The organism is Streptomyces sp. NPDC028331 (genome assembly GCF_055565775.1).
The window spans coordinates 1-17,337 of record NZ_JBVHTR010000030.1 but is presented as its reverse complement, the minus strand read 5'-3'; the positions used below and the strand labels follow the sequence as shown (position 1 = coordinate 17,337).

The following is a 17,337-nucleotide window of genomic DNA, read 5'->3' as shown; positions in this document are numbered from 1 at the left end:
CACGCTCGTCGCGGGGCATCGACGCGATGGTCACCCGGGGGCGTGAAGCTCCCGGTCCTCAGTCCTCGGAGGAGACGAGACGGGCCGGGAAGCCGCCCGTCGCCACCGGCCCCCAGCGCACCGGGGTGATCCGGATGATCGACTTGCCCTGCTTCACCATGGCCTGGCGGTACTCGTCCCAGTCCGGGTGCTCGCCCGCGATGTTGCGGTAGTACTCGACGAGCGGTTCGACCGAGTCCGGCGCGTCGACGACCTCGGCGGTGCCGTCGATCTGCACCCAGGGCCCGTTCCAGTCGTCGCTGAGCACGATGACGCTGACCCGCTCGTCCCGCTTGGCGTTGCGGGTCTTGGCGCGCTCCGGGTAGGTCGAGACGACGATCCGCCCCGAGTCGTCGACGCCGCAGGTCAGCGGTGAGCCCTGGGGGCTGCCGTCGGCGCGGCGGGTCAGCAGGATCGCGCGGTGACGGGGGCGTACGAAGTCCAGCAACTCGTTCAGTGATACGTCGGTGTTGGTCGCGATGTTCGGTGCCATGCCCGCAGCCTAGAGGTCCAGGCCGGTGCGGGGGCTGACCCTGTCGTGCCTACGACCACGGCGCGCTCAGGAGTCCAGCGCCTCCGTCAGGCTGTCGTACACGGGCACGTCGCGCCGTACCCCGGTCAGCTCCAGGACGCGGCGCGGGACGCCGATCGGTGCCGCCACCACGCGTACTCCGACCCGCGCGGGCAGCCGGCACCGTACGTTCTGGACGAGGCGGGCGCCCTGGGAGTCCATGAAGTCGGTCCGGGTGAAGTCCAGGACCAGCACGCTCAGCCGGTCGGCGCGTGCCCCGGCGAAGGACATGATGGCGGCGCCCAGTGCGGGGGAGTTGGACAGGTCGATCTCCGGGGGCAGGAGGATCAGGCTGCGACCAGGCAGGTCGCGCACCCGGCACCGGCTCGGGACATGGGTCATGGCACTCACCTGGCAGAGGTTCGTCCGGGCTCAGGGAGGCCGCTTCCTGACCTTCGCCTCATTGGACCACTTCCGGCCACCGCTCCGAAAGGGGCACCGCCGAGAGTCAACCGGACGTCAATCGCCGCGCCGGAAGGAGATAAAGTTCTGTGCGTCCTGTGCTCGCAGTCGGGAATGTGCTGCGGAGCTCTCCTGCGCATGGCCGTATGGCCGTGCACGCCGAAGAGGTTCGTGTGCCTGCGTCCGACTTTTCCGATGTGCCCGGTTTTGCGAGGGGTTTCGAGCTGGCCGAAGCGTTGACGGCAGCGGCTCGGCAACTGCACGACACGACCACCCCCGCCAGCACCATGAGCACCGCCGTGCGCCTCGCCGTGCGGCTCGTGCCCGGTGCCGAACACGCGGCCATCTCCGAGGCGGAACGCGGCAGTCACTTCCGTACGGTCGCCTGGAGCGACGAGGTCGTCCGCACCGCCCACGACTCCCGCCCGGGCCGCGACGGTGCCCCGTACTGGGACCATCTGTGGCACGCGCCCGTCGTGCACGTGGAGGACAGCGAGAGCGACGCGGGCGGCTCCGTGCTGACGGGCCTGGGCCTGCGCTCGGCGCTCGCGCTGCGGCTGCGCGCCGACAAGCGACGGCTGACCGTGCTCACCGTCTACGCCCGCAAGCCGCACGCCTTCGACGACGCCGCGACGCGGATCGGACGGCTGTTCACGGCACACGTCGGCCTCGCGCTGGACTCGGTGACCGTGCGCGAGCAGCTCACCGAGGCGATGCACACCCGGGACCTGATCGGCCAGGCCACCGGCATCCTGATGGAGCGCCTGAACATGGACGCCACGGAGGCGTTCGACAGCCTGGTCCGCGCCTCGCAGCGGGAGAACGTCAAACTGCGGGACCTCGCCCGCCGCATCGTCGATGCGAACCACACCACATGACGGTGGGGAGTCGATCGGCGAAACGGGGACAAAAGCATGACATGAGACCCGAGATGCCCTACCCGCTCGACCAGGCGATCGTGCGCAGCGGCGGTCTCGACACGCTGCTGCGGGACCTGACCGACCGTGCGGTCGAGGCCGTGCCCGGCTGTGCCGCGTGCAGTATCACCGTCCGCCGCGGGGACCGTCTGCTGACCCTGGCCGGCAGCGGAACCGAACCGACGGGCCTCCACGGCTCCGTGAGCGGCCTGGACCTGCGCCAGTACGAGAACGGCACCGGCCCCTGCGTCACGGCCGCCGACACCGGGACCGAACAGTACGCGCCCGACCTGGCCGGCGAGACCCGCTGGCCTGAGTACACGCGGTACGCGCTCTCGGTCGGGGTGCGGTGCGTGCTCGCGGTGCCGCTCGTCGTCGAGGGCGACACCGGCGCCGCGCTGAACTTCTACGGCGCCGAGCCCGGACTGCTCGGCGAGCACCGGGACCTGGCCCGCGCCTTCGCGGCGCGGACCGCCGAGGCCGTCGAAGTCGCCCTGCGCCTGGAACGCGAGCGCGCCGACGCGTCCGACGTACGCACCGCGCTGCTCTCCCGCAGCGTCATCGACCAGGCGGTGGGCATCCTGATGGCGCAGGAGCGGGTCAGCGCCCGTATCGCCCTGGAGCGCCTGCGCCGTATCTCCCAGGACACCAACACCAAGCTGCGGGACCTGGCCACCCATCTGGTGTCCCGCGTCTCGGGCGAAGACCGCCCGCCGTCACGCGGACGGTAGCGCCTCGCCCTGCACGGCCTGGATGTCCAGCTCCACCTTCAGGGTGGTGCCGATCGCGGCGATGCCCGCCTGGACGATCTGGTTGTAGTTCATCGCGAAGTCCTCCCGGCGCAGTTCCGTGGTCGCGCGGAAGGCGGCGCGGGTGCCGCCCCACGGGTCGGAACCGGTGCCGAGGTAGGCGAGGTCCAGATCGACCGGGCGGACCACCCCGTGCAGCGTCAGCTCGCCGTGGACGGTCCAGCGGTCGGCGCCCGCGGCCGTCAGGCCGGTCGAGCGGTAGGTGATCTCCGGGTACTTCTCGACGTCCAGGAAGTCCGCCGACCTCAGGTGGGTGTCGCGCATGCCGTTGCCCGTGTCGATGGACTCGGCGCGGATGACGGCCTCGACGCGCGACTTCTCCACCTCGTCCGGGGCGATCTCGATGCGCCCGGCGAAGTCCGTGAACCGCCCGTGCACGCTGGAGATCCCCAGGTGCTGCGCGACCGCGCCCACCGAGGAGTGCGCCGGGTCGATGGTCCACGGCCCGGGCGGCGGCAGTTCGGTGCCGCCCTGCCGCGCGAGCGTCACGGTACCGACCTCGGCCCGTCCGCTGGCGGTGACGATCGCGCTGGCGGCGGCGGGCGCGTAACCGACCGCCGTGACGATCACGGTGTAGGCGCCGGGCGCCAGCTCGGTCGCGTCCCGGACGACACCCTCCGCGTCGGCCTCGGCGCGCAGGACCTGCGTCCCGGTCATGTCGGTCACGGTGACGACCGCGTGCGACACGGCCCATCCGTCTCGCGTACGGATCCGTGCGGTCAGTCCCATCGCGTGGTTCCCCTCTAAATCCCTTGAATCTTGATAAATCCCCGTGGCGGCCGAAAAAAGTCCGGCCCGAGGGGGCGCTTGTCGCTCACCGCGCGCCCCCAGGAGCCGGACTTCCGACTACTCGCCCGGGTGGGCGAGTTCGATGTCGTGGTCGTCGACGCCGCGGCCGGAGACGGTCACCGCCGTGGCCACCGGCGGGTAACCGGTCGCGATGACGGTGTACTCACCGCTGCCCAGATCGGTGAAGGCGTACGCGCCGTCCGCACCGGTGGTGGCGGTGCCGACCACGTTGCCGGCCGCGTCCACCAGGGTCACCCGGGCGTCCGCGAGGGGGCCGTGCGGGGCTCGTACGACGCCCTGGACCTGGGAGCCGGAGTCGAGGTCGATCTCGACCCGGGTCACCCCGGCGGCGCCGACCTCGACGGGCAGGGCCCGCGGCCGGTGACCGGCGGCGTTGACGGCGACGGTCACGGCACCCGGCACCAGCTCGGCGAAGGAGAAGGTGCCCTGCTCGCCGGTGGTGGCGGTGGCCAGCAGGTCCCCGCGCACGTCGGTGACGATGACCATCGCGTCCTTGACCGGCAGCCCGGTCTCCGTGGCGCGGACGACACCGCTCAGGCCGCTGGTGCCGCTGAGCAGGACGTCGTACGACACCGGTTCGTCGTGCACGACGATCGTGGAGGCCTGCGGCTGGTAGCCGTCGGCGGAGGCGATCAGGACGTAGGAGCCGGTGCCCGGCGCGTCCACCGCGTAGGCGCCGTCGGCCTGCGCGACCGACCGGCCGAGCTGCCGTCCCCCGAGGGAGATCAGGGTGACGGCGGCCTGCGGGACCGGCGCGCCCTCCCCGCCGCGGACGAAGCCGCGGACCGGGATGCCGCCGCCGTCACCGGAGGCCTCCGGCCGGGCGATGGTGGCGACGGCCGCGAGCCGCTGCGTGCCCGTGCCCTCGGGACCGGCCTCGGTGCTCGCCACCGCCCAGCTCGGGACCCTCTCCGCGGCCGGCGCGGCGGTCTCGGCCGATGCGGCGGCCGGGGCGGCCACCGCGGGGGCCTCCTGCGGCGCCGAGTCGGCGGCGGCCTGCGCCAGCGCGCCCTTGGTCTTCAACGGGACCTCCTTGATGAACAGGGTGATCAGGAAGGCGACGGCCGCGAGGCAGCCGGCGATCAGGAAGACGTCGGCGATGCCGTGGCCGTAGGCGCTCTGCAGCAGCGTGCGCAGCGGGACCGGCAGCTTGCCCAGGTCCGGGATGCTGTCCGTGGAGCTCGAGCCGGCCAGGGCGGCCTGGTACTTCGGGCTCAGGGCGCTGATGCCGTCCGTGATGTAGTGGGTGATCCGGTGGGAGAGCACCGCGCCGAGCGCGGAGACGCCGACCGCACCGCCGAGGGAACGGAAGAAGGTGACCGTGGAGCTGGCGGAGCCGAGGTCGGAGGGCGCCACCTGGTTCTGGGTGCACAGCACCAGGTTCTGCATCATCATGCCGATGCCGAGACCCATCAGGGCCATGAAGATCGACATCTTCCAGTAGGCCGTGTCGTACCGGATGCTGCCGAGCAGGCCCAGGCCGGCCGTCACCAGCACACCACCGCTGACCAGCCACGCCTTCCAGCGTCCCGTGCGGGTGATGAACTGGCCGGAGACGGTGGAGGAGACGAACAGGCCACCGATCATCGGGATCGTCAGGACGCCCGACATCGTCGGGGACTTGTCGCGGGCGAGCTGGAAGTACTGGCTGAAGAACACCGTGCCGGTGAACATCGCGACGCCCACGAAGAGCGAGGCGAGCGACGCCAGGGTGATGGTGCGGTTGCGGAACAGCCGCAGCGGGATGATCGGCTCGCTCGCCTTGGTCTCGGTCAGCACGAACAGCGCACCGAGGACGATGGAACCGCCGACCATGGTGTACGTCTGCCAGGACAGCCAGTCGTACTTGTCACCGGCGAAGGTCACCCAGACGAGCAGCAGCGAGACCGCGGCCGCGATGAAGAACGCGCCGCCCCAGTCGACCTTGACCTCCCGCTTCACCACGGGCAGGTGCAGGGTCTTCTGCAGCACGATCAGCGCGATCACCGCGAAGGGCACGCCGACGTAGAAGCACCAGCGCCAGCCCAGCCAGGAGGTGTCGGTGATGACACCGCCGAGCAGCGGGCCGCCGACGGTGGCGATGGCGAACGTGGCGCCCAGGTAGCCGGAGTAACGCCCGCGCTCGCGCGGGGAGATCATCGCGGCCATGACGATCTGCGCCAGCGCGGACAGGCCGCCGACGCCGATGCCCTGCACGACACGGCAGGCGATCAGCATGCCCGGGTTCTGCGACAGGCCGGCCGCCATCGAGCCCAGGACGTAGACGATCAGGGCTATCTGGACGAGCGCCTTCTTGCTGTACAGGTCCGCGAGCTTGCCCCACAGCGGGGTGGTCGCGGTCATCGCCAGCAGCGAGGCGGTGACGACCCAGGTGTAGGCGGACTGGCCGCCGCCGAGGTCGCCGATGATGTGCGGCAGCGCGTTGGTGACGATCGTGGACGACAGGATCGCCACGAACATGCCGAGGAGGAGCCCGGAGAGGGCCTCCATGATCTGCCGGTGCGTCATCGGAGCGCCGTCCGGGGAGGCTCCCCCGTGCTTGGCGTGAGCCCGCACACCGGCTGGTGTGGTCGTTGCCATGGGCTTCCTTTACTTACGTGCTTGCGGGTGTACGGGTGGTCTGGTGGGCAACGGCTTTGGTCGCGGGTGCCGTCTGCGCGGGCCGGGGCCCGGAACGGCAGTCGCCGAAGCTCTCCCGGAGTCGTGCCATGAGCTGGATGAGCCGGCCGACGTCGTCCTCGGACCAGTCGCTCAGCCGGTCGGCGAGCAGCGCGGCGGTGCGCCGGGACAGCTCGTCGAGCTGGACCCGGCCGGGCGCGGTCAGGCGCAGGATGCGGGAGCGCTTGTCCGCGGGGTCCGGGCAGCGCTCGATCCAGCCGCGGTCCGCGACGTGCGCGACATGGCGGCTGGTGACCGACATGTCGACGGCCAGCAGTTCCGCGAGCTTGCTCATGCGCATGTCGCCGTGGTGGCCGAGCAGGGTCAGCACGGCGGCGGATCCGCCGGGGCAGTCGGGCGGCAGGCAGCGCCCGAGGTCTCGCTTCACGGCACCGAAGGCGCTGAGCTGACGCGCCAGCTCTTGGTACTGCGCTCGCTCGGCCATGGCACCTCCTTCTCATCGTTGCCTGAAGCAACCATAGAGAGATTGGTTGCTGCAGGCAAATGAATCAGTGGGCGCCCGGGATAAAAACTTGGCAAAGGCAAGTGTTGGCGACAGTAAATGTGCAGGTCGGAAGGTGTCCCTGTCTGTGGCATCGCTGTGAACGGCCTCGCGCCCGGGCCCGAGACGGGCTCGCTCACACAACCCTCACTTGGGCAGTGCCCCACGTATTCGCTAGGGTCCGGGGCCATGGCTAACACCCAGGGCCCCCAGGGCAACTACGACCCCGCTGGCAGCACGCAGATGTTCCGCGCGTTCGTCGACGAGGCGGCCCCCCAGGGCCGGCAGCAGGCGGCCGCTCCGGCCGGCCCCCGTATCGGCCTGATCGTCGGCATCGTCGTCGCCGTCGCGGTCGTCGCCGCGGTCGCCTGGCTCGCGCTGAAGTAGGGCACCGCCCTCACTCCCCCTGTGTCCACTGGGCGGACACGTCCCGGGTCTCGATGTCCCTGCCGACCCCCCCGCGGACGGCTTCGCTCGCGCGCGGGGATTCAACACGGCGTCGACCGCACACCGTCCAGGTCCCCTACACCGACGCCCGGCGGCGCTCGGCGCGGGCAGCGCCTGCGTGGACTCGACCGTCTCCCGGTCGATCCCGAGCGCCCCGATGATGTGCGTTCCGGGGGTCACCGTGCCCGAACGCATCGGAAGACCGCCGGAGTTGGCGGGGACACCCGGTGCGGGCTGAGCGGGGCTGACGCGGTGGTTGACGTCGGGGAGGGCGAAACCGGGCCCGGCAGGGGTGACTTGGTGTCGGTGCGGGGCCCGGTGGCCGTACCGGCCGTTTCCCGTACGGCTGTCGGGCTGGAGGCCGGGCTGCTGCCACCGGCTGCCGTCGGAGCGCGCGTGCGGAAGTCGCGGGCTCCTGGCGGGCCTGGTCCCGCGAGCCCTGCTCCCGGGCGGTCCGCCGAGGGGAGCCAGCCGCCGCCCACGGGTCGACCGCGGCGTACGCGCGCCAGTCGTGCCGACGTGCAGTCACATCAGAGGCGCAGTCGCAGTACGACGTACCGGCCACGCCTCGGTTACCTGCCGCCGGCCGTCCCGTTCCTCGCCAAGCGAGTGCGACGACCCGCCCCTCGGGGGTGCGGGTCACCGTTTCGTGCGGGCGACGGCCGGTCTGGGCCGTCGACGGGGTGCCGCGGCGCGGGCCGGTGCAGGCCGACGGGCGCCGCGCAACTGCGCACCGCCGCCGCTCAGTCGGAGATCAGACCCTCCCGGAGCTGGGCCAGCGTGCGGGTCAGGAGGCGGGAGACGTGCATCTGGGAGATGCCGACCTCCTCGCCGATCTGGGACTGCGTCATGTTGGCGAAGAAGCGGAGCATGATGATCCGCCGCTCGCGGGGCGGGAGCTTGGCCAGCAGCGGCTTGAGGGATTCCCGGTACTCCACGCCCTCCAGGGCCGAGTCCTCGTAGCCGAGGCGGTCCGCGAGCGAGCCCTCGCCGCCGTCGTCCTCGGGGGTCGGGGAGTCCAGCGAGGAGGCCGTGTACGCGTTGCCGACCGCGAGGCCGTCGACCACGTCCTCCTCCGACACGCCGAGCGCGGAGGCCAGTTCGGTGACCGTCGGGGAGCGGTCCAGCTTCTGCGACAGCTCGTCGCTGGCCTTGGTGAGGGCCAGGCGCAGTTCCTGGAGGCGGCGCGGCACCCGCACCGACCAGGACGTGTCCCGGAAGAACCGCTTGATCTCGCCCACGACCGTCGGCATCGCGAAGGTCGGGAACTCCACGCCCCGCTCGCAGTCGAAGCGGTCGATGGCCTTGATCAGCCCGATGGTGCCGACCTGGACGATGTCCTCCATCGGCTCGTTGCGGCTGCGGAAGCGGGCCGCCGCGTACCGCACGAGCGGGAGGTTCAGTTCGATGAGCGTGTCCCGGACGTAGGCACGCTCCGGGCTGTTCTCGTCGAGTGCGGCGAGCCGCAGGAACAGGGAGCGGGACAGGGTGCGGGTGTCGATGCCCTCCGTGGACGGAAGGTCCGGGGCCTCGGGGGCCGGGAGAGCCTCGGCGCCCGGGAGGTCCTGGGCGGGAAGGGTCTCGGCACCCGGGAGGTCCTGAGGGGCCTGAAGGTCCTGGAGCACGTCGGGCGCGGAGTCGCTCTGCATGAGCGTGAGCACCTTCGAGCTGCCCTGGTCTGCGGACATGCCACCCCCTTTGGGTCGCGGGACGGTCGCGGCGGACGCTCCCGTCGTAAGGAACGCAGCCTCCACCTGAATACCGGTCGCGAGGCCGCGGCAAACGCGCTGCCGGAAGAATGTCACATGTCGGCAACGCGCTGTAGTGACATGTCGATATGCGAAACGCGAATGCGCCCTGGTTGGAAGGGTTCTGAGGGCTTTTCAGCGGAGTGTTGTCGGGAAGAACGCTTGCGGGCGATTCGCTCGCGTGAGTTATGCGTCGATCCTGTTTGCGGATCTCAGACGCGCGAAGCTCCGCGCCAGAAGCCTTGACACATGCATCTGGGAGACACCCAGTTCGGCGCTGATCTGGGACTGGGTGAGGTTGCTGTAGTAGCGCAGCAGCAGGATCCGCTGCTCGCGCTCGGGCAGTTGCACGAGCAGGTGCCGGACGAGGTCGCGGTGCTCGACGCCGTCGAGGGCGGGGTCCTCGTAGCCGAGCCGGTCGAGCAGGCCGGGCAGCCCGTCGCCCTCCTGGGCGGCCTCGAGGGAGGTCGCGTGGTAGGAGCGGCCCGCCTCGATACAGGACAGCACCTCCTCCTCGCTGATGCGCAGCCGCTCGGCGATCTCGGCGGTGGTGGGGGAGCGTCCGTACGCCGTCGTCAGGTCCTCGGTGGCGCTGTTGACCTGCACCCACAGCTCGTGCAGCCGGCGCGGGACGTGGACGGTGCGGACGTTGTCGCGGAAGTAGCGCTTGATCTCGCCGACGACGGTGGGCATCGCGAAGGTCGGGAACTGCACGCCGCGGTCGGGGTCGAAGCGGTCGATGGCGTTGATCAGACCGATCGTGCCGACCTGGACGACGTCCTCCATGGGCTCGTTGCGGGAGCGGAAGCGGGCGGCCGCGTAGCGGACGAGGGGGAGGTTCGCCTCGATGAGCGCGCCGCGCACCCGGTGGTGCTCGTCGGTGCCCGGCTGGAGCTCCTTGAGCTGGGCGAAGAGCATCTGGGTGAGGGCCCGGGTGTCGGCGCCGCGGCGCCTTGCGGCTTCCTGGGGGCGGGGGGCGGAGGTGTCGGGGGCCGGTTCGGTCGTGTCGGGGTGGGCGGGGTCCGTGGCGGACGTCTGATGCCGGTCGGGGGGCGGGGCCGGAGCCTCTTCCTCCTGGGGCGGCGCAGTACTGGCCGACACGGTCAACGCCACCTCTTCATCCGTCAACGCATCTGTCAACTCACCGTCAAAAGCGGTCATAGCATCACAAGAAATGGACACTGTGTGCAAGCACCGCATAACTCCGTGTTGGGGGAGCGACCGGGGCAGGGAATGGGGCACAAGACGCAGGAAAGCCCTCCACTGTTCCGGTGGAGGGCTCCGTCGGTTGTGTCGCCCGGAATCGGTGGGCGGTGTCGCTCAGATTTCGTAGTCGGCGATCACCCAAGTGGCGAACTCGCGCCACAGGGCGACGCCCGCCTGGTGCGCCGGGTGCTCCAGGTACCGCTTGAGGGCGTCCGCGTCGTCCACCGCCGAGTTGATCGCGAAGTCGTGGGCGACGGGGCGGTCGCTGATGTTCCAGCCCAGCTCCCAGAAGCGGAGGTCGTCGATGAGGTCGCCGAGGGCCTCGAAGGCGCGGACGCCCTCCACGACGCGCGGGTCGTCACGCCGGACGCCCTCGTTGAGCTTGAAGAGGACCAGGTGGCGGATCACGGGTGCTCCCAGGGGTACGGCGACGGCGTCGGCCGCCCGGCGCTGCGCTCGGCCGGGCTTCGAGGGGACCTTACCCGGCCTACTTGGCCCCGTCGGCGAGCCAGGTCATGAAGTGGCCGATGGCCTTGGCGGCGTTCGAGATGCCCTCGAACCCGATCTGCACGTAGTCGGCGGCCTTGGCCGGGTCGGTGATGATCACATACAGCACGAAGACCACGAGCACGTAGAACGCGATCTTCTTTCCCGGTACCGCCACCGTGGCCTCCCCCGTCTCGTCCGCCCCGAGGGGCCCGTTCGCCGCGGGTGAGTGTAACCCGGCCAGGTGTTCGGGGCTCCGCAAAAGATCCGGTATGCACCAGGTCCTCACCCGGTCCTTTCGTACGAGGACTTCGGGGACCAATGGCCCGGGGGTGGGGCCGTTCGGCCGGGTTGCCGGAACGGCGTGACGCCGGACGATGGAGAGGAGCCCACCGGACCGGCAGGGGCCCGGAGGGCCGGGAGGACCGGACCCGGGTGACCGGACCCGGCTGTGGGACCCGCACCGCGAGGTCCCCGGGCTGCGAGGCGGCCACCGACGCCCGTGTCCTCGAGGAGAGGACGGCGCCCTGTTCCCCCGAGGCCGCCGCCCCGCTCCAGGGGGCGGGCCGAAGCCCCGGCGGACTGAGCGGCACGCCGGGGCTTCGCGCCGCCCGGATCCCGTGCGGGGTCCGTCGCAGGGGTCACCCCGGCGCCGTTGCGGTGCGCCAACGGCGCCTGCCGGGCAGTGCGGTGCGGTGGGGTCGCTCGAAGTACGCGGCGGTGGTGCGGCCTGCCCGGTGGCGGGGGCGCGTCCGTTTGCCCGGGCATGCGAAAGGCCCCGCCTAGGCGGGGCCCTTCTCCAGCGGTAGCGGAGGGATTTGAACCCTCGGTGACTTGCGCCACACTCGCTTTCGAGGCGAGCTCCTTCGGCCGCTCGGACACGCTACCGAGGGAGACCCTACCCCAAGGTGGGCCATGGTCTGAAATCCGTTTGCGGGGGCCGCCCGGCCGGGGACTCAGCGGCCGCGGAAGAAGTCCGTCAGAAGCCGCGCGCAGTCGTCCGCGAGCACGCCGGCGATCACCTCCGGGCGATGGTTCAGGCGCCGGTCGCGCACCAGGTCCCACAGCGACCCGACCGCGCCCGCCTTCTCGTCGCGCGCACCGTAGACCAGCCGCTCCACCCGGGACTGCTGCACCGCGCCCGCGCACATCGTGCAGGGCTCCAGGGTGACGACCAGCGTGCACCCGGGCAGCCGCCACTCGCCGAGCGCCGCCGCGGCCCGGCGGAGCGCGACGATCTCCGCGTGGGCCGACGGGTCGCCCGTCGCCTCGCGCTCGTTGTGACCGGTGGCCAGCACCGTGCCGTCCCGGGACAGCACGACGGCACCGACGGGCACGTCACCGCCCTCGGTGGCCCGCGCCGCCTCGTCCAGGGCGAGCCGCATCGCGGCCCGCCACCGGTCCCGCACGGGGTCGGGGGCCGGCGTCGCGTCCTCAGTCACCCGCGGCGCCTAGCGGACGGTCTCCAGGACCTCCGAGGCGCCCAGGGCCTCGGCGATCGCGCCGAGCGCGTCCTCGGCGTCCAGGGCACGCAGCTCCTTCTCGGAGACGCCGAGGTCGTCGAGGATCTCGCTGTCTCCCACGGGGCCGTGCGGCACGGCGGCGTCCGCGCCGGGCGCGTCCTCGTCGTCGGCGTCCTCGGGCTCACCGTCCTCCGTGCCGTCGAGGTCGAGGGAGTCCAGGTCCGGACCGTCGTCGCCGGGCTCCCTTCCGAGCAGTTCGTCGGTGAGCAGGATCTCGCCGTACGAACTGCGGGCTGCGGCCGCGGCGTCCGAGACGTAGATACGAGGGTCGTCCTCGCCGTCCACGCGGACGACGCCGAACCACGCGTCCTCCTGCTCGATCAGAACGAGCACCGTGTCGTCGTCGGCCGAGGCTTCCCGGGCCAGGTCGGCCAGGTCGGACAGCGTCTCCACATCGTCGAGCTCTGTGTCGCTCGCTTCCCACCCGTCTTCGGTGCGCGCGAGCAGTGCGGCGAAGTACACCGTGACTCTCCCACTGGTCATAGGCGTGCCGGTTGGGGGTCCCCCCGGCGGAGGTTTAGGGCGGAGAGAGCTGGGCTCCGAGCCCCACCCACTCGGAATCGTGGCAGAAACAAGGCGTTCAGGGGACGTCTTCGGCTCCCTGTGTCTGGCTGTTTTGATCGCGAGCACTCGAGTAGAGCGGTCCACTCACCAGCGCACTCGTTGCCGCCACCAGCGGATCGTACGCGGCCTTCGCCGGTGTGGCCGCACGGCCACCCCCGCCACGGCCGCGTCGCTACCAGCGGAAGGTGCGCATGCGCATGGCGTGACGCAGCCGTGCGGCCTTGGCGCGGCGGGGCTGGACGCGGGCGCGCAGCTCCCGTGCCTCCGCCAGTTCGCGCAGGAACCTGGCGCGGCGCCGCCTGCGCTCGGCGTCCGGCTCCTGTGCCTCCGTCTCCTGTCGGGACTCCCGGTCCGGCATCGTCACACCACCCCTGTTCGGTTCCTCCCACTTTCCCTCTGATGGGGGGTTCGATGCCAGGTCCGGACGGACGCCTGGGCCCGGTTACTGTGGGGGCATGCGTCTCCATGTCGTCGACCACCCCCTGGTCGCCCACAAGCTCACCACGTTGCGCGACCGGCGCACCGACTCCGCGACCTTCCGTCGGCTGGCCGACGAACTCGTCACCCTGCTCGCCTACGAGGCCACGCGGGACGTGCGCACCGAGGCGATCCGGATCGAGACGCCGGTCGCCGCGACCACCGGTGTGAAGCTGTCCCGCCCGCGCCCGCTCGTGGTGCCGATCCTGCGCGCCGGGCTCGGCATGCTGGACGGCATGGTGCGGCTGCTGCCGACCGCCGAGGTGGGCTTCCTCGGCATGATCCGCAACGAGGAGACGCTGCAGGCCTCCACGTACGCGTCGCGCATGCCGGAGGACCTCTCGGGGCGGCAGGTGTACGTCCTGGACCCGATGCTCGCGACCGGCGGCACGCTCGTCGCGGCGATCCAGGAGCTGATCAAGCGCGGCGCGGACGATGTGACGGCCGTGGTGCTGCTGGCCGCCCCGGAGGGCGTCGAGGTCATGGAGCGTGAACTGGCGGGCACGCCGGTCACGGTGGTGACGGCCGCGGTCGACGAACGCCTCAACGAGCACGGCTACATCGTTCCGGGCCTGGGAGACGCGGGGGACCGGCTGTACGGGGCGGCGGAGTAGGAGACGTACGCGACGGCCGTGCGTCCCCGGTCGGGACCGCACGGCCGGACCCCCGGTGCGGCCCGGGAGCCGGATACCCGGAAGCCGGTGCCCGGGAGGGACCTCAGCAGCTCTTCTTGCCGCTCTCGCCGGGTGACGACGTCGGTGCCGGGTTGGTCAGCGCGGCCAGGGCCTTGTCCGCGTCCGGCTTGCTCGCCAGGGACTTGAAGCCGTCGCCCAGGATCAGGTCGACCGACGCGTCCGTGCGGGCGTCCGTGCGCTGGTCGGCGCCCGCGAGCTGGGCCGCGAGGACCGGCAGGGTGGTGTGCAGGGAGGCCTTCGGGCCGAGCAGTATCGCCACGCCCTTGACCTTCTTGTCGTACTGCTGCGTCGCGTTGCCCACGGTGCCGATGTGGAAGCCGCGCTTCTTCAGCTCGTCCGCGGTTTCCTTGGCGAGGCCGCCGCGCTGCGTGGCGTTGAGGACGTTGACCGTGATCCGGTCCGGTCGGGGCAGGGCCTCCGCGGCGGCGGGCGACGCGCTCACCTTCGTGGTGCATCCCGCCTTCGGGCCGGATGCCGACGTTCTGCCGCTGCCGCCGGTGAAGACGTCGATGAGCTGCACGGTTCCCCAGCCGATCAGCCCGACGGCGGCCACGGACGTGACGATGGCGACCACGAGCCGGCCGCGGCGCCGGGGCGGGCGCATCCGCGGGTACTTGTCCCCCGTGATGCGGTACTGGCCGCCCATGCCGGGAGGAGTCAGCATGCTCATGGGCGCAGCGTAGTGCGCCCGGGCAGCAATGCCTACTAGATGATCATCGGATGCCGCGCAGTCCAACCCGAAAGGGTCAAAGGGCGCTCGTACGGCCCGATGGGAGCGGCGGCGGGCCGGGTGCCGACGGGGTCAGTCCAGTTCGAGCACCCGTGCGTGCAGCACCTGGCGCTGCTGCAGCGCCGCGCGGACCGCGCGGTGCAGGCCGTCCTCGAGGTAGAGGTCCCCCTGCCACTTCACGACGTGCGCGAAGAGGTCGCCGTAGAACGTCGAGTCCTCGGCGAGCAGGGTCTCCAGGTCGAGCTGCTGCTTGGTCGTCACGAGCTGATCGAGGCGGACCGGGCGCGGCGCGACGTCCGCCCACTGCCGGGTGCTCTCCCGGCCGTGGTCGGGGTACGGCCGGCCGTTTCCGATGCGCTTGAAGATCACACGGAAAGCCTACCGGTCGACACGTTCCGGGCGCAGCCATGGCGACGGAGTGCGCCCTCGGAAAAGATGCGGTAAACGGGGCAAAAAGGGAGAGGGGCCGGGATGCGTGCCGCAAGAGGCGCGGCCGCCCCGCCGGGGGGCGGCCGCTGTCGTGGGTCAGGGGTGCTGAGGGGTCCACGGGCGCCGCTCGTGGTTCCTCTCCGGCGGGACCGCCGGGCGGGGCGGGTCCATCGCCTCGGGCTCCGGCTCGGGTTCCTGGGTCGGTTTGGTGCTGCGCAGGGCCTCCGCACGCACCAGGGCGTGCAGGACCGCGTAGGGGTCGATGAGCATGAAGGGGTTCCTCGCGTTGCCGATGGTGTGACGGTTCCGGGTGGGCCGGATCCGTCAGCAGCGCAGGACCACGGTGCGCAGGGCGTGCAGTGCGGCCGAGCGCGGCGCCCGGACGGGGACGAGAGGCAGGTCGTCCGGGCCGGACGGCGCGGTGAGGGAGGCCGGTCCCGGCCGCAGTGGCGCGACGGCGCGGGGCCCCTGGAGGGCCGCGGTCCGTGGTGCCGGGGCGAGGACCTCGTAGTCCGCGTCGCACGCCCGGACTGCGGACACGGAGGCGGAGTCGGCCTCCACCGCGTCGGTGTACGCGCCGGCCACGAAGAGGGTGACGAGCACCACGAGCACCCGGAACCAGGCGTACCGCCGGGCGGTGCGTGGGGGGTGCGGTGCGTGGCTCACGTGGGGTCATCTCCCCGTCCCCGGCACGTCTTTCATCGTGTCGGCCCCGACAACCGCTCGCACGGTGTACCGGCCGGACGTGTGATTGACGTTCTCCATGTGATCGGCGCGATGCCTTCGTGGGATCTTCACACGGTGTGCGGGATGTGCCGCGCCCCGCCCCGGATCCGGACCGCGGTGACGATCTCGACGATGCCGACCACCACCAGCCACCACCCGGCGACCAGGGTGAGCACGGCGATCGACCGGAACGGCGAGACGATCAGCACGATCCCGGCGATGAAGGTGACGAAGCCGAGGAAGATCTGCCAGCCGCGCGCCGGCACCGCCGGATCGTGGGCGGCGGCCATGGTCTGGGTGATGCCGCGGATCAGCCAGCCGATCCCGATCCACAGTGCGAGCAGCAGGATCGACTCCAGGCGGCCGCGGAAGCAGAACAGGCCCAGCAGGATCGACAGCGCGCCGCTGATGAAGGCCAGGACGCGCAGCGAGGTGGCCTTGTGCGTGCCGAAGGCGGACGCCAGTTGGAGCACGCCGCTGGCGAGCAGGTACACCCCGAAGAGCACCCCGGCCGCGAGCAGGGACGGGCCCGGCCAGACGAGGAGCAGGACGCCGAGGACCAGCGACGCGACGCCGGTGAGCAGCACGACCTGCCAGGCGGTGCGGGCCAGGACGTGCAACGGCCCCTCGAAGGGCGGCTCCCGCATGTCCCACGTCGGTCGCTGCGTGTGCGTGCCGCGCGTGGCGTGGACGTGGCGGTCGTCGTATTCCGGGCCACCCGGGGGTCCGGTCGGTGCGTCGGGCATGATCCATGCTGGGAACGGCGACGGGTGCCCCGCCACCCGGGCGGTCCGACCGACTGACGGCTACCGGTGGCCCTGGGCGGCCTTCGCCGCCGCCTTCATCTCCTGCTTGTGCGCCCGGACCTTCGCCAGCGACTCGGGCCCGGTGATGTCGGCGACGGACCGGAACGAGGTGGCCTCCCCGTAGGGCCCCGCGGCCTCGCGCCAGCCCTCGGGCCGCACGCCGAGCTGCTTGCCGAGCAGCGCGAGGAAGATCTGCGCCTTCTGCCTGCCGAAGCCGGGCAGGTCCTGGAGCCGCCCGAGCAGTTCCCGGCCGCTGCCGGCGTCCGCCCAGAGGGCCTCCGGGTCCCCGTCGTAGTGCTCGACGAGGTACTGGCAGAGCTGCTGGATCCTCCCCCAAGCTCTCGGCTTCGCTCGAGCAGGGGGGACCCCCACGCCATCGATCCCGGATAGCGGTGCACGGCGGGCTTGCGCGACAGCAACTCGGCGAACGCCTCCGGGTCCTGGGCCGCGATGTCGTGCGCGTCGAGGTCGTCGGTGCCCAGCCGCCGCGCGATGGTCCACGGCCCCTTGAACGCCCACTCCATGGGGACCTGCTGGTCCAGCAGCATCCCGATCAGCGCGGCGAGCGGACTGCGCCCGAGGAGCGCGTCGGCCTCGGGGTCCTGGGCGAGGTGAAGGGTGACGTCCATGACCCGATGGTCGCCCGCGGGCGCCCGGCCCGCAGCCGGGACGCCCTCCGGAGGCCGGGGGCGCGGCACTAGTGCTGTGACCGGAAAGGTTTGCCGGGAAGCTCGCGGCGTCCGGTGCGGTACATCGCAAGGCGGAGCATCGCCCGCGTACTGGATGTACTCG

Annotated in this window: 21 protein-coding genes, 1 tRNA gene and 1 pseudogene; 4 read left to right on the top strand and 19 right to left on the bottom strand. The window is 71.6% G+C overall.

What is annotated here, in order from left to right; all coding sequences use genetic code 11:
- Window positions 1-58: 58 nt before the first annotated feature.
- Complete coding sequence (locus tag ACZ4SW_RS32395) at window positions 59-532, bottom strand: PPOX class F420-dependent oxidoreductase (RefSeq protein WP_468252473.1); 474 nt, start codon at window positions 530-532, stop codon at window positions 59-61.
- A 66-nt stretch (window positions 533-598) separates the two neighbouring features.
- On the bottom strand, window positions 599-952 hold the full coding sequence (locus ACZ4SW_RS32390; RefSeq protein WP_468252471.1) for an STAS domain-containing protein: 354 nt from the start codon (window positions 950-952) through the stop codon (window positions 599-601).
- Window positions 953-1,299: 347 nt separating this feature from the next.
- On the opposite strand from ACZ4SW_RS32390, the gene ACZ4SW_RS32385 reads away from it, so the two are divergent.
- Entirely contained in the window at window positions 1,300-1,890 is a 591-nt protein-coding gene (locus ACZ4SW_RS32385) for a GAF and ANTAR domain-containing protein (RefSeq protein WP_468252470.1), read from the top strand.
- Window positions 1,891-1,931: 41 nt separating this feature from the next.
- Window positions 1,932-2,660 (top strand): GAF and ANTAR domain-containing protein, encoded by a 729-nt coding sequence (locus ACZ4SW_RS32380; protein WP_468252468.1) that lies wholly within the window; start codon window positions 1,932-1,934, stop codon window positions 2,658-2,660.
- On the opposite strand, the gene ACZ4SW_RS32375 is transcribed toward ACZ4SW_RS32380, so the two are convergent.
- The 3 genes from ACZ4SW_RS32375 to ACZ4SW_RS32365 all read right to left on the bottom strand — a co-directional run bounded on the left by ACZ4SW_RS32375 (window position 2,646) and on the right by ACZ4SW_RS32365 (window position 6,651).
- Window positions 2,646-3,467, bottom strand: a complete 822-nt coding sequence (locus ACZ4SW_RS32375) for a YceI family protein (protein WP_468252467.1) — start codon at window positions 3,465-3,467, stop codon at window positions 2,646-2,648. The two genes, ACZ4SW_RS32380 and ACZ4SW_RS32375, sit on opposite strands and share 15 nt — an antisense overlap.
- Window positions 3,468-3,584: 117 nt before the next feature.
- The gene (locus ACZ4SW_RS32370) at window positions 3,585-6,056 is read right to left on the bottom strand and encodes an MFS transporter (protein WP_468252597.1); all 2,472 of its coding nucleotides are present in this window, start codon (window positions 6,054-6,056) and stop codon (window positions 3,585-3,587) included.
- An 85-nt stretch (window positions 6,057-6,141) separates the two neighbouring features.
- Entirely contained in the window at window positions 6,142-6,651 is a 510-nt protein-coding gene (locus ACZ4SW_RS32365) for a MarR family winged helix-turn-helix transcriptional regulator (protein WP_468252465.1), read from the bottom strand.
- Window positions 6,652-6,897: 246 nt separating this feature from the next.
- Here ACZ4SW_RS32365 and ACZ4SW_RS32360 point away from each other — a divergent pair, with 246 nt between their 5' ends.
- The gene (locus ACZ4SW_RS32360) at window positions 6,898-7,095 is read left to right on the top strand and encodes a hypothetical protein (RefSeq protein ID WP_468252464.1); all 198 of its coding nucleotides are present in this window, start codon (window positions 6,898-6,900) and stop codon (window positions 7,093-7,095) included.
- Window positions 7,096-7,898: 803 nt separating this feature from the next.
- Here the strand turns inward: ACZ4SW_RS32360 and ACZ4SW_RS32355 are convergent.
- From ACZ4SW_RS32355 to ACZ4SW_RS32320, 8 genes are all read right to left on the bottom strand, one after another.
- Complete coding sequence (locus tag ACZ4SW_RS32355) at window positions 7,899-8,843, bottom strand: RNA polymerase sigma factor SigF (RefSeq protein WP_103844213.1); 945 nt, start codon at window positions 8,841-8,843, stop codon at window positions 7,899-7,901.
- A gap of 246 nt (window positions 8,844-9,089) precedes the next feature.
- Window positions 9,090-10,004 carry an RNA polymerase sigma factor SigF gene (locus ACZ4SW_RS32350; protein WP_468252461.1) on the bottom strand — a complete coding sequence of 305 codons (915 nt, stop codon included), beginning with the start codon at window positions 10,002-10,004 and terminating at the stop codon, window positions 9,090-9,092.
- Between the two features lie 219 nt (window positions 10,005-10,223).
- Window positions 10,224-10,517: a Dabb family protein gene (locus ACZ4SW_RS32345; protein WP_468252458.1), complete on the bottom strand. Its 294-nt coding sequence runs from the start codon at window positions 10,515-10,517 to the stop codon at window positions 10,224-10,226.
- A 79-nt stretch (window positions 10,518-10,596) separates the two neighbouring features.
- Entirely contained in the window at window positions 10,597-10,773 is a 177-nt protein-coding gene (locus tag ACZ4SW_RS32340; protein WP_468252456.1) for a hypothetical protein, read from the bottom strand.
- A gap of 625 nt (window positions 10,774-11,398) precedes the next feature.
- Window positions 11,399-11,483 (bottom strand) — tRNA-Ser (locus ACZ4SW_RS32335).
- Window positions 11,484-11,551: 68 nt separating this feature from the next.
- On the bottom strand, window positions 11,552-11,980 hold the full coding sequence (tadA, locus tag ACZ4SW_RS32330) for a tRNA adenosine(34) deaminase TadA (RefSeq protein WP_468252595.1): 429 nt from the start codon (window positions 11,978-11,980) through the stop codon (window positions 11,552-11,554).
- Between the two features lie 66 nt (window positions 11,981-12,046).
- Window positions 12,047-12,580: a tRNA adenosine deaminase-associated protein gene (locus tag ACZ4SW_RS32325; protein WP_468252593.1), complete on the bottom strand. Its 534-nt coding sequence runs from the start codon at window positions 12,578-12,580 to the stop codon at window positions 12,047-12,049.
- A 274-nt stretch (window positions 12,581-12,854) separates the two neighbouring features.
- Entirely contained in the window at window positions 12,855-13,040 is a 186-nt protein-coding gene (locus ACZ4SW_RS32320; protein ID WP_468252590.1) for a hypothetical protein, read from the bottom strand.
- 97 nt (window positions 13,041-13,137) lie between these two features.
- Here ACZ4SW_RS32320 and upp point away from each other — a divergent pair, with 97 nt between their 5' ends.
- Window positions 13,138-13,773, top strand: coding sequence for a uracil phosphoribosyltransferase (upp, locus tag ACZ4SW_RS32315; RefSeq protein WP_468252454.1), 636 nt, complete (start codon window positions 13,138-13,140; stop codon window positions 13,771-13,773).
- 103 nt (window positions 13,774-13,876) lie between these two features.
- Here the strand turns inward: upp and ACZ4SW_RS32310 are convergent, their stop codons facing one another.
- The 6 genes and pseudogenes from ACZ4SW_RS32310 to ACZ4SW_RS32285 all read right to left on the bottom strand — a co-directional run bounded on the left by ACZ4SW_RS32310 (window position 13,877) and on the right by ACZ4SW_RS32285 (window position 17,174).
- A complete protein-coding gene (locus ACZ4SW_RS32310; protein ID WP_468252452.1) occupies window positions 13,877-14,524 on the bottom strand; it encodes a LytR C-terminal domain-containing protein in 648 nt (215 codons plus the stop codon).
- 132 nt (window positions 14,525-14,656) lie between these two features.
- Window positions 14,657-14,953, bottom strand: coding sequence for a type II toxin-antitoxin system VapB family antitoxin (locus ACZ4SW_RS32305; protein WP_004943146.1), 297 nt, complete (start codon window positions 14,951-14,953; stop codon window positions 14,657-14,659).
- 156 nt (window positions 14,954-15,109) lie between these two features.
- Entirely contained in the window at window positions 15,110-15,283 is a 174-nt protein-coding gene (locus ACZ4SW_RS32300; protein ID WP_468252451.1) for a hypothetical protein, read from the bottom strand.
- Between the two features lie 54 nt (window positions 15,284-15,337).
- Window positions 15,338-15,679 (bottom strand): hypothetical protein, encoded by a 342-nt coding sequence (locus ACZ4SW_RS32295; protein WP_468252450.1) that lies wholly within the window; start codon window positions 15,677-15,679, stop codon window positions 15,338-15,340.
- A 128-nt stretch (window positions 15,680-15,807) separates the two neighbouring features.
- Entirely contained in the window at window positions 15,808-16,485 is a 678-nt protein-coding gene (locus ACZ4SW_RS32290) for an HdeD family acid-resistance protein (protein WP_468252448.1), read from the bottom strand.
- A 60-nt stretch (window positions 16,486-16,545) separates the two neighbouring features.
- Window positions 16,546-17,174: pseudogene (locus tag ACZ4SW_RS32285) on the bottom strand (HhH-GPD-type base excision DNA repair protein).
- Window positions 17,175-17,337: the final 163 nt, after the last annotated feature.